The sequence below is a fragment of the Mycobacterium sp. NGS62 genome (genome assembly GCF_059812285.1).
Genome location: NZ_JCALCK010000009.1, coordinates 65735 through 77415, shown reverse-complemented (window position 1 = coordinate 77415; position 11681 = coordinate 65735). Strand labels below are relative to the sequence as shown.

11 protein-coding genes are annotated in these 11681 nt (G+C 66.1%); 2 read left to right on the top strand and 9 right to left on the bottom strand.

The genetic code is table 11. The features are described 5' to 3' along the window. Positions 1-87: 87 nt before the first annotated feature. The gene (locus AC5Y49_RS19085; protein ID WP_499889828.1) at positions 88-693 is read left to right on the top strand and encodes a YqgE/AlgH family protein; all 606 of its coding nucleotides are present in this window, start codon (positions 88-90) and stop codon (positions 691-693) included. Between the two features lie 17 nt (positions 694-710). Here the strand turns inward: AC5Y49_RS19085 and AC5Y49_RS19080 are convergent, their stop codons facing one another. Then, complete coding sequence (locus AC5Y49_RS19080) at positions 711-1070, bottom strand: hypothetical protein (RefSeq protein ID WP_499889826.1); 360 nt, start codon at positions 1068-1070, stop codon at positions 711-713. 30 nt (positions 1071-1100) lie between these two features. Next, complete coding sequence (locus AC5Y49_RS19075) at positions 1101-2075, bottom strand: LpqN/LpqT family lipoprotein (protein ID WP_499889824.1); 975 nt, start codon at positions 2073-2075, stop codon at positions 1101-1103. 172 nt (positions 2076-2247) lie between these two features. Here AC5Y49_RS19075 and leuS point away from each other — a divergent pair, with 172 nt between their 5' ends. Further along, positions 2248-5127: a leucine--tRNA ligase gene (gene leuS, locus AC5Y49_RS19070; protein ID WP_499889822.1), complete on the top strand. Its 2880-nt coding sequence runs from the start codon at positions 2248-2250 to the stop codon at positions 5125-5127. 4 nt (positions 5128-5131) lie between these two features. Here leuS and AC5Y49_RS19065 read toward each other — a convergent pair whose 3' ends face one another. The 7 genes from AC5Y49_RS19065 to AC5Y49_RS19035 are packed head-to-tail and all read right to left on the bottom strand — an operon-like array spanning position 5132 to position 11675. Further along, a complete protein-coding gene (locus tag AC5Y49_RS19065; protein ID WP_499889819.1) occupies positions 5132-5797 on the bottom strand; it encodes an SDR family oxidoreductase in 666 nt (221 codons plus the stop codon). A 30-nt stretch (positions 5798-5827) separates the two neighbouring features. After that, the gene (locus AC5Y49_RS19060) at positions 5828-6337 is read right to left on the bottom strand and encodes a MarR family winged helix-turn-helix transcriptional regulator (protein WP_499889816.1); all 510 of its coding nucleotides are present in this window, start codon (positions 6335-6337) and stop codon (positions 5828-5830) included. 54 nt (positions 6338-6391) lie between these two features. Continuing rightward, positions 6392-7141, bottom strand: a complete 750-nt coding sequence (locus AC5Y49_RS19055) for an amino acid ABC transporter ATP-binding protein (protein ID WP_499889814.1) — start codon at positions 7139-7141, stop codon at positions 6392-6394. Further along, on the bottom strand, positions 7138-8931 hold the full coding sequence (locus AC5Y49_RS19050) for an ABC transporter substrate-binding protein/permease (RefSeq protein WP_499889812.1): 1794 nt from the start codon (positions 8929-8931) through the stop codon (positions 7138-7140). The genes AC5Y49_RS19055 and AC5Y49_RS19050 overlap by 4 nt, the downstream gene beginning before the upstream one ends. Before the next feature lie 52 nt (positions 8932-8983). After that, complete coding sequence (locus tag AC5Y49_RS19045; protein ID WP_499889811.1) at positions 8984-9661, bottom strand: GntR family transcriptional regulator; 678 nt, start codon at positions 9659-9661, stop codon at positions 8984-8986. Positions 9662-9664: 3 nt separating this feature from the next. Then, positions 9665-10462, bottom strand: a complete 798-nt coding sequence (locus AC5Y49_RS19040) for an LLM class F420-dependent oxidoreductase (protein WP_499889809.1) — start codon at positions 10460-10462, stop codon at positions 9665-9667. A 22-nt stretch (positions 10463-10484) separates the two neighbouring features. Further along, entirely contained in the window at positions 10485-11675 is a 1191-nt protein-coding gene (locus tag AC5Y49_RS19035; RefSeq protein ID WP_499889953.1) for an NADH:flavin oxidoreductase, read from the bottom strand. Positions 11676-11681 lie beyond the last annotated feature (6 nt).

Here is an 11681-nt window from a genome sequence, read left to right as displayed (position 1 = left end):
ACTAGAGGCCCAAACCAGCCTACAAATGTTGGGCAGCGCGCCGCTTGTTCACCGCAGGGATCCGCGCGTGGATGCCATGATGGTGAGGTGGCTCAGCCCGAAGATCCCGAGGACTTTGTCGCTCCCACCGCGCATCGAGTGCGGGCGGGAACTCTGCTCCTTGCCAACACCGACCTGTTGGAGCCGACGTTTCGTCGCAGCGTGATCTACATCGTCGAACACAACGACGGCGGCACGCTGGGGGTGGTACTCAACCGGCCCAGCGAGACCGCCGTTTACAACGTGTTGCCGCAGTGGGCGAAGTTGGCCGCCAAACCCAAGACGATGTTCATCGGCGGTCCGGTGAAACGCGACGCGGCGCTGTGCTTGTCGGTGCTGCGGGTGGGCGCCGATCCCGACGGTGTGCCGGGGCTGCGCCATGTGTCGGGACGGTTGGTAATGGTCGACCTCGACGCCGACCCCGACTCCATCGCGCCGCTGGTGGAGGGGGTGCGGATCTTCGCGGGCTACTCCGGCTGGACGATTGGACAGCTAGAGGGTGAGATCGAACGCGACGACTGGATTGTGTTGTCGGCGTTGCCATCTGACGTTTTAGTACAGCCCCGAGTAGATCTGTGGAGCAGAGTGCTGCGCCGGCAGCCGCTGCCACTTGCGCTGTTGGCCAGCCACCCCATCGACATCAGCCGCAACTAAGCAGGCCGGCCGCCGGATCAATGGCAGGGCCGTGCGTCAGTACTTAGGGCGCAGGCTGCGCAAACACCGCTGCAACCGGCCGGGACGGCTTCACGGCGCAGCGCATAGCGCGCGCTTTGCCAGGACCCGGCAGCGACGGTGGCGAGCGCGCCGAGGACACAAATACCGACCACCGTCAGCACCGCGGCGTGCCGCGGGACGGCCAACGCCGCCGACCCGCCGGCGGCCAGCATGACCGCGGCGGCCAGTTGTGCTGGCGCCACTGAACGCGCCAATTGCCCGGAGGCGCCGGACGCCGCCGGCCGCCACAACGACCGCAGTCCGAGTGCGGCGCAGACGGTCGCTGCGCACACGCAGAGCACCCCGGCGATCAGCATGGGGCCACAATACGAGTCCGCCGACAAGACTCAGCGTGTCGGGGCGGGCGACAATCCGGGCAGCGTCGGGAGGGTGGGCAACGCCGGCAATGCGGCCGGCACCGGTGGCGCGGGCGGAGCGGCAGGCGCAGTGCCGGCGGGTGCGCTGACCCGGAAGCCGTTGACGACGGCATCAGTCGCCGGCGCCTCGGTGACAGCCTGGGCGGCATCCGTGGTCACCGCCAGGGACACCAGGTAGCGGTCCGCTCCGGAGGTCGCGATGACGTGACGACGCGAGGTGTTCAGCGTCATATCGTTCTGGCGATAGGTGCCCTCGATGATCGCCGACGGGAAGGCGCCGAAATTACCCAGCGAGGCGTTGGTGGTTTGCCAGGTGGGCAGCTGCTGACTGTCGACGTAACCGTGAGTGATGGCCTCTTGAGGATCGAAGTCGCCGACCAGCTTGTAGACCACCACCTGGGCATTCGACGTGTAAAGACTGTTGCTGGAGCGGTTGGCGATCACCGCAAAGGGATCGGGCACGTTGGGATCGGGCACCTGGGTCCAGCCTGGCGGCATTGGCAAGGTGATGTCGAGAGCCTTGAAGCCGCGGGGCTGCTGCGGTTCGAGCTGAACCCCCTTGCCGTGGAAATAGTCGCGCAGCGTCCCGGAACTGGCCGGCAGCAGCGACGGCTGCGGCGGTGCCGCGGCAGCCAGCGGCGGAGCGACCTGAGTCGGCGCGACGGGGAGCTGCGCCGGTTGCGCCGGCACGGCGGCGGGCAGCGGCGACGAGACCGGAGGCGGCGCCAGCGCCGGGGCGGTGCCCGGCATGCTGTTGCCGACCGAGCCGAGAGTGCCGAGGCTGTTCTGGGTGGCTACCGGCGGAGCGGGGGCCGGCGCAGGATTGGGCCGCGGTGGAAACACCGGGTCGGCCGACGCGGTCGCGCCCCCCAAGCCCATCACACCCACGGATCCGACAGCCAGACCCGCTATCAATAACCGCCAGCCACGGGCGATCTGCATCATGAGCGTCGGTCCTTCCCGGTCACGCAGGGTTAGAGGCCGAATGTAACCAGCGCCACGCGCCTATCGCCAGGCTCGCAATACACCTGGGATGAAGCCCTGATCGCTCCGCAACGTAACCGAGACCGACCCGTGGCCGACGTGCCGGTCGGGGCGGGCCTTATACCCTGTTGGCGTGACCGAACCCCCGATCGTGGCCAGCGCCGGTGCGGGCGACGCGGACTCCGACGTGCCGCGGTATCGCTACACCGCGCAGCTGGCCGATCGCATCGAACGGACCTGGCAGGACAATTGGGCCCGGTGGGGAACCTTCAACGTGGCCAATCCGGTCGGCTCACTAGCACCCGCGGATGGTGGCCCGGTGCCCGAGGACAAACTGTTCGTGCAGGACATGTTTCCGTACCCATCGGGGCAGGGACTGCATGTCGGCCACCCACTGGGATTCATCGCCACCGACGTCTACGCGCGCTACTTCCGGATGAATGGCCGCAATGTCTTGCACGCCTTAGGGTTCGATTCATTTGGCCTGCCTGCCGAGCAGTATGCGGTGGAGACAGGCACACATCCGCGTACGCGTACCGAGGCCAATCTCGTCAATTTTCGGCGTCAATTGGGCCGATTGGGTTTCGGACACGACACCCGTCGCAGCTTCTCCACCACCGACGTCGATTACTACAAGTGGACACAGTGGATCTTCTTGCAGATCTACAATGCTTGGTTCGACACCGCCGCCAACAAGGCGCGGCCTGTCACGGAGCTGATCGCCGAATTCGATTCGGGCGAGCGTGCTTTGGCCGACGGCAGAGACTGGGCGGCCCTGTCGGCCAGCGAGCGATCTGACATCGTCGACGGCTACCGGCTGGTCTACCGGTCGGATTCGATGGTGAACTGGTGTCCGGGGCTGGGCACCGTGCTGGCCAATGAAGAGGTGACCGCCGACGGCCGCAGCGAACGGGGAAACTTCCCGGTGTTCCGGAAACGGCTGCGGCAGTGGATGATGCGTATCACTGCGTACTCCGACCGGTTGCTCGAGGATCTCGATCTGCTGGACTGGCCGGAGAAGGTCAAGACGATGCAGCGCAACTGGATCGGGCGCTCGGCCGGCGCGGCGGCGATGTTCGGCACCGACGCCGGTGATATCGAGGTTTTTACGACCCGCCCTGACACGCTGTTCGGCGCTACCTATCTGGTGTTGGCGCCCGAGCACGACCGCGTCGACCGCTTGGTCGCCGCCGAGTGGCCAGACGGCGTGGACCCGCGCTGGACATTCGGTGCCGCTACGCCGGCAGCGGCTGTCGCGTCGTACCGAAAGGAGATCGCCGCCGAGTCGGACCTGGAGCGCCAAGAGAACAAAGCCAAAACCGGTGTGTTTCTTGGTAGTTACGCAACCAATCCGGCTAGCGGCCAGCGGGTGCCGATCTTCATCGCCGACTACGTGCTGGCCGGCTACGGCACCGGTGCGATCATGGCCGTCCCCGGCCACGACCAGCGCGACTGGGAATTCGCCCGCGAGTTCGGCCTGCCGGTCGTCGAAGTTATTACCGGCGGTGACATTTCCCAGGCCGCCTACAACGGTGACGGGACGTTAGTCAACTCCGGCCATCTCGACGGCATGGACGTGTCGACGGCCAAGCAGGTCATCACCGATCGGCTGGAATCCGACGGCCGCGGCCGCGCCCGTATCGAGTACAAACTGCGGGACTGGCTGTTCGCGAGGCAACGTTATTGGGGCGAACCGTTTCCGATCGTCTACGACAACGACGGGCGTCCGCATGCGCTCGATGAGGCCGCACTGCCCGTCGAGTTGCCCGATGTCCCGGACTACTCGCCGGTGTTGTTCGACCCCGACGACGCCGACAGTGTGCCCTCGCCACCGCTGGCCAAGGCCAGCGACTGGGTGCACGTCGAACTGGACCTCGGCGACGGGCTGAAGTCCTATACCCGCGACACCAACGTGATGCCGAATTGGGCCGGCAGCTCGTGGTACGAGCTGCGCTACACCGACCCGCAGAACTCGGAGCGGTTCTGCGCCAAAGAGAACGAGGCCTACTGGATGGGACCTCGGCCGGCCGAGCACGGCGCCGAGGACCCCGGTGGCGTGGACCTGTATGTCGGCGGTGTCGAACACGCGGTGCTGCATCTGCTGTATGCCCGGTTCTGGCACAAGGTGCTCTACGACCTGGGTGAGGTCAGCTCCTGCGAGCCGTACCGTCGGCTGGTCAACCAGGGCTACATTCAGGCGTTCGCCTACACCGATGTCCGCGGGTCCTACGTACCGGCGACCGACGTGGTCGAACGCGACGGCAGCTTCTACTATCCCGGCCCGGAGGGCGAGATCGAGGTCTTCCAGGAGTTCGGCAAAATCGGTAAGAGCCTGAAGAATTCGGTGTCGCCCGACGAGATCTGCGAGGAATACGGCGCCGACACACTGCGGCTCTACGAAATGTCGATGGGCCCGCTGGAGGCATCACGTCCATGGGCCACCAAGGACGTCGTCGGTGCGCACCGGTTTTTGCAGCGGGTGTGGCGGCTGGTGGTCGACGAGCAGACCGGCGAAACGCGGGTGGCCAACCACGCGGCCATCGCGGAGGACACCCTGCGGCTGCTGCACCGCACCATTGCCGGCGTGTCGGAAGACTATGCGGCGCTGCGTAATAATACCGCGGCCGCCAAGCTGATCGAGTACACCAACCACCTCACTAAAACTCACCAGGGTGAGGTGCCGCGCGCAGCGGTCGAGCCGCTGGTGCTGATGCTCGCGCCGCTGGCGCCGCATGTCAGTGAGGAACTGTGGCAACGGTTGGGCAACGCTACGTCGTTGGCGCACGGACCGTTTCCCGTCGCCGATCCCGCGTACTTGGTCGAAGACACCGTCGAATATCCAGTGCAGGTCAACGGCAAAGTGCGCGGCAAGGTGGTGGTCGCCGCCGACGCCGACGCCGACACCCTGGAAGCGGCCGCACTGGCCGACGAGAAGGTCCAGGCGTTTCTGAACGGCGCCACCCCGAAGAAGGTGATCGTGGTGGCCGGTCGACTGGTGAACTTGGTCGTCTGATGTTTCAGCGTTGGCGGACCACTACTTCGTGCACATGACCGTCGGGCGGGGTGGCCACCACATTGGCGACCACCTCGGCGACGGTTTGTGGCCGCAAAAAGCGGCCGGCGTCATATTCGCCGCCCTCGAACGCGACCAGGTCTCGTTGCATGTCGGTGTCGACGCGGCCGGGGTAGACGGTGGTGACGCGCAGCGCGGGCTCATCGGCGCGCAGTGAATCGGCGAATGCGCGGAGCGCGAACTTGCTTGCCGAGTAGGAGGGCATCCCCGGTGACACGGTGCGGCCCGACCCGGAGTTCACGAACACCACCTGGCCGTGGGTGCGCCGCAGGGCGGGCAGCAGCGCCAACGTAACAGCCACCGCCCCAACGACATTGACCGCGAACGTGGTGCGCCACTGGTCGACGGTGGTATCGCCGACATGGCCGGGCATCGACACCCCCGCGTTGTGCACCAGCACATCGAGTTCGGTGATCGACCCGGCGTCGGCGGCGATCGCGTCGGTGTCGGTCAGGTCCAGCGGGAACGTGGTAGCGGCGAGGCGATCGGCAACGGCGTCGAGGCGCGCCGACGGGCGCGCAGCCAGCAGCAGGTTATGCGTCGGAGCCAGGGCCTCGGCGATTGCAGCACCGATACCACGGCTGGCGCCGGTGATGAGTGCGGTCGGCATATCAGCGAAAGTGTTGTGGTTCTGCGGCTTTCAGGCCTGCTCGTGGGCGGGTGAGGCGTCGGCGGGCCCGTCGGCCACGTCGCCGCCGGCAAGGCGTTCCAGCGGCCGCAGCGCCTTGGTCAGCGTGTCCAGGTCGGATTCGCTGAGTTGACTGAGCATTCCGGCCAAGGCGGCGATCCGGTTGGACAGCGACTCGCGGTGGACTGCCAGGCCGCGAGGCGTGATGTCCACCAGCACCGCGCGCAGGTCAGAGGGGTCGCGGGACCGCTTGACCAGGCCGACCTTCTCCAATCGGCGAATCGCCACCGTGGTGGTCGGGGTGCGGACCCGTTCGTGTGCAGCCAGGTCGGTCATGCGGATCGGGCCCTGGTCGAGCAGCGTCACCAGGATCGACAACTGCGCCAGGGTGAGTTCGCCGGCCGTCGCGGCGCCCGCGGAGGGGTCACCGCGGCGCAGGATCGTGAAAAGTTTGGACAGTGTGCGGTGTAGACCTTCAGCCAGCTGTGTCACTTCGGGCACGGTGGCTTCACGTTCCGCCATAATTCGCCAGTCTAACCTGATGGGCCTCAGGCAGGCCGAAAATCAGTTGTACTGTCAAAGTACTTGGGAGAGGAACCGTTGCAGCCGCTCGGTTGTAGCCGCCTCGAAGATCTGCTCGGGCGCCCCGGTTTCCACCACTGCGCCGTTATCCATGAAAACCACGGAATCCGAGGTTGACCTGGCGAAACCCATTTCATGGGTCACGACCACCATCGTCATGCCCTCGTCGCCGAGGTCAGCGATCAGCGCCAGGATGCCTTTGACCAGCTCGGGGTCCAGCGCCGAGGTGGCTTCATCGAACAACATCACCTGCGGCGCCATCGCCAACGCGCGGGCGATCGCGACCCGTTGCTGCTGCCCGCCCGACAGCGCGCCGGGACGGCTGTCGGCTTTGTGTTTCATGCCGACTCGGTCCAGTTGGGCCAGCGCCAGCTCGCGGGCGGCGTCGGCCGGTAGCCGTTTCAGCTTGCGCGGCGCCAACGTGACGTTATCCAGCACGCTGCGATGCGGGAACAGGTTGAAGTGCTGAAACACCATGCCGATGCGCTGGCGCAGCCGGTTGGGGTCCTCGGCCAGCACCGAGCGACCATCGAGCAGGACGTCGCCACGGTCGGGCTCGTGTAGCCGATTCAGGGTCCGCAGCAACGTCGACTTGCCGGAGCCCGACGGGCCGATCACCGCCACCGTGCTGCCCGCGGGCACGTCGATGTCCACGCCGCGGAGCACCGTGTTCGGGCCGAATGCCAAATGAATGTCCTTGCCCGCCAACGATACCGGCTGCGGGCGCTCGATGCTTTCTGTCACGTCATCTCCTGCCCGGTTGTCGAGGCAATCCGGTCGAGGGGATCTTCTGGCTCTGCTGAGGCACGGCCCTGGCGAAGCCGATTGTCGACGAAGTTCACCAGGTGGGTCAGCGGAACGGTCAGGATCAAGTAGAAGATCCCGGCCGCCACCAAGGGCGAGAGGCTGCCAGTCTGCGCGTTGAAATCCCGGCCGACCTGAAACAGCTCCCGTTGCCCGGCGATCAGCCCGAGGAAGTAGACCAACGCCGAGCCCTTCAAGAGCGCGATGAACTGGTTGACCAGCGCCGGCAGCACCCGCCGTATCCCCTGCGGAACCACCACCAGCCGCATCGACGACCGATAGCTGAGCCCCAGCGCACGGGAGGCTTCCAGCTGCCCGGCCTCGACGCTTTGGATGCCCGAGCGGAAGATCTCGCCGACATACGCCGCGGCGGTCAACCCCAGCGCGGCAATACCCAGCGGGTAAGGGTTGTTGTTGGTCAGCCCACCGACAATCGGCCCCACACCCAGGCCGATCAGCAAAATGATTACCACTTCGGGCAGGCCGCGGAAGATGTCGGTATACATCCGTGCCGGCCACCGCAGCCACCGGGTCCGGGAGATCCCGGCGACGGCCAGCACAATCCCCACCCCCAACCCGATGACGCTGGCGCTGATCGTCAATATCAACGTGTTGGGCAACCCCGTCTTGAGCAGCACCGGGATCGTCTGTTTGTAAAGGTTCCAGTCGAGGAAGGATTCCCGCAACTGGGCCAGCGTGGACGTCGGTGCGGGTGGTCCGGCCTTGGGTCGGTGATGGCGCTCGGCGATCTTGGCGAAGTCCGGCAGGTGCGGTGTCAGCGCTTCCTTCGATCCCGGTTTCCAGTCTGGCGGTAGTGGGCGCGGCGCCCATTCCGAATACAGACCCGACCAGGTGGCGTCGGCGATGACAGCGTCCAGTCCCGAGTTCAGCGCATCGAGCAGCGGCCGGTTGTCTTTCGCCACGGCGTAGGCCACGAAGTCGCCCTCGTTGAATGAGTTGGCGACGATCGCGGCGGGGTCGCCCGGGCGCACCGCGTTCATCGCCTCCAGCCCACCCGCAACCCAGGCGTCGATCTGATGAGTCTTGAGGCTGCTGTAGGCAGTGATGATGTCGGGGAACTTCACCGGCTGCAGACCCAACGTCTCGGTGACGTAGGCGTCCTGCACGGTGCCCTGGACGACACCGATCCGCTGCCCGGCGGCGAGGTCGTCGAATCCGGTGATCGGCGAGCCCGGCTGGACGACCAGCGAGGCATAACCGAAGTCATAGCCGTTGGTAAAGCTGACGATGCGTCGCCGCGCTTCGCTGGCCATGATGGACGCCGAGCCGACGTCGAAGCGCCGCGACGCCACCTGGGCGAGCAGTCCGGCGAAGTCGGTACCGACGAAGCGGACCTGCAAACCCAATTTCGCGGCGATGGCCCGCAGCACCTCGTTGTCGAAACCGGTGAACTGCCCCGCGGCGTTGATGCAGGCGTTCGGCGGTGACTCCGACATGGTGCCGACCGTCAACGTGCCCGGCGTGATGAGACCCAGCGTCGAGACGTCCACCGAAGACAGCGGCTCGACGCTGGCGGTCGTGTACTTGTCCTCGTGCGTGCGTTTCGCCGTGGCCAGTTTGGGAGGTAACTCGGTCGCGCTCTCCAGCCCGGGTGGGGTACACCTGTCGGGATTCGCCCCTGCCGGTGCGGCCGTTCCAAGGCTGCAGACCAGCAGTGTCGTGGCGATCAGCGCGAACAGCTTTGCTGCGCAGCCGGGGTTGAAATCCATAACCCGCAAGGTATCGGCCGACGGTCAGTTCGGCCACGTTCAGCTGGTTGGCTCAGAACGCGACGGCGGGCTTCTGCGGCGGAGCGAGCACCCCACGACGCACGAGTTCGGTCACCATGATCTTGGCCATCAACGCGGCGCAGCCACTGCAGGCGGCCCGTGCGGCGTCGGGGTCGCGGCGGTGGATCGCGGCGGTCTCCGCCTCGTAGAACGGCAACATCTCGGCGACGACGTTGGGGTAGCTGAGCAAGAACGGCCGCGGAATCAGGCTCGCCGAGGCTCGGATCGCGGCGTGGAGTCGCGGACCGGCGTATTCGTCATTGACTGCGCGCCGGTATTCACGCGCGGTCTGCTGAAAGGCGCGAGCTTCCTTCGCGCCGCGCATGGTGCGGATCAGCGTGTCGAGCTGACCCAGGATCCGTGGAGTGGGGTTCGCGGCGGCCCGCGCCGAGGCGATGCCGATCAGCACACCGTGCAACTCGTGATGCTCGAGAATGGTGTCCTCGTCGAACCGCTCGACGAACGCGCCGCGGTGATACTGGGTGGACAGCACCCCGTCGTGTTCCAGCTGCACGACGGCTTCCTGAATCGGGACGCGGCTCATCCCCAGTTCCCTAGCGACTTCGTTGCGGTCGACGCGGTCGCCGGTGCGCAGCTTGCCGGTCAGGATTTGGTTGAGGATGTAGCCAACAACCTGATCCTTTTCCTTCGCCCCGTATTTCTTGGGCATCGCTCACCCGCGATCCCGCCACCGGCACAACGTTTCTGCGGCGGTTAGGTCGTAGTCCGGGCCGTTACAGCCGACGGTCAGCAGGGTGACACCGAGGCCGATCAGCGCCTCCGCCTCGGCGATCAGCTCATCCGGCCCGCCGCGGCCGGTCTCGCCGCCCACTGCCGTCGAGCGTTCGATCTCGTCTGCTGCGCGACCGACAGTGCTGCAGTGGTCGGCCAATACCGCCGACTTGGCCGGGTAGCTCTCGGCATTGGCGAAGCTGTGCCAGATGTCGGCATGCTCGGCGACCAGGCGCAGCGTCTTCTTCTCACCCTCGCCGCCGATCAGTATCGGGATCTGGCGGGTGGGGGCCGGATTGAGCTTGGCCAGCCGCGCTTTGATGCGGGGCAGCGCGAGGGCCAGGTCGTCGAGTCGGCTGCCGGCAGTGCCGAATTCGTAGCCGTACTCGTCGTAGTCTCTGCGCTTCCAGCCGGAGCCGATGCCCAGAATCAGCCGGCCGTCGGAAATGTGGTCGACGGTGCGAGCCATGTCGGCCAGCAGTTCCGGATTGCGGTAGGAGTTGCAGCTGACCAGCGCACCGAGTTGGATGCGCGACGTCTGCTCGGCCCAGGCAGCCAACATCGTCCAGCATTCGAAGTGGGCGCCGTCGCGGTCGCCGTAGAGCGGAAAGAAATGGTCCCAGTTGAATGCGATGTCGACACCGATGTCTTCGCAGCGGCGGACCGCGTCACGGAGGTAGCTGTATTTCGGGGCGTGTTGGGGTTGCAGTTGCACGGCGATACGGACGGGGCGTGTCATGCCACCACCGTAGGACTCGAGCTCATCCGGTCGGCAGGCCGCTCGCGGTTTGGCGGACCGTACAGTGTGTTCCGCTATAGACGGTGGGCATGCATTTCATGCAGTGGATGCACAGCCCTTCGCGGGTGCTGCCTTCGCGGAAGCGATTGACCAGGTTCGGGTCTCGAAGCAGCGCGCGGGCCATGGCCACCAACTCAAACCCGTCGTCAAGCGCCGTTTCGACCGTGTCGAGCCGGTTGATCCCGCCGAGCAACATCAGCGGCATCGACAATGCCGCCCGAAATTGACGTGCGAGCGGTAAGAAGAACGCTTCCTCAAATGGGTAGGCGCGGAACATTCGTCGACCGATGACCCGTAGGCCCAAGCCGACCAGCCGAGGCTGAGAGGCGATGAACTCGTCGAGAGGGACATCGCCACGGAAGTAGTACATCGGATTGAGTAGCGAACTGCCTCCGGTCAGTTGCAGCGCATCGAGGTGTCCGTCGGATTCCAGGAGGCGCGCCGTGGGCAGGCTGTCGCTCAGCCAGAAGCCGCCGCGTACCCCGTCGTCCATGTTGAACTTGGCTGTGACGGCCACAGATTGCCCGACGGTGAGCCGAACGCGCTCGGCTACGCGACGGGCCAGCTCGGCGCGCCGCGCGGTGTCGCCGCCGTAGCGGTCGGCGCGCTTGTTCACATTCGGGCTGAAGAACGAGCTGAGCAGATAACCGTGGCCCATGTGGATTTCGATCGCGTCGAAGCCGGCTTCCACGGCATTGGCGGCGGCTGCGGCGAAGGCGTCGATGACGTCGTCGAGTTGTTCGGTGGTAGCGGCCCGCACCAGCCCCATGGCCGGTGCGCTGAGCCGGGTCGACGGGGCCAGGGTCGGTGTCCGATTCGACCGTGTGTTGGCGACCAGCCCCGCATGGCCGATCTGCGCGCAGACCAGGGCGCCCTCGGAATGCACTGCGTCGGTGAGCCGGCGCAACTGCGATATGCGGTCGCGGTCCAGCACGAGGGTGTCGCGATGCACCCGGCCACCGGGCGAAGTGGCGCAGTAGGCGACGGTCGTCATGGCCGCTCCGCCGCGGGCGACCTCGGTGTGGAAATCGATCAGCGCATCGCTGACCTGGCCGCGTGGCATCACGCCCTCAAACGTCGCCGCTTTGACGAACCTGTTCTTCAGGGTCAGCGGGCCCAGCCGCGTTGACGTGAAGGCTAGTTTCGATACCATTGGCAT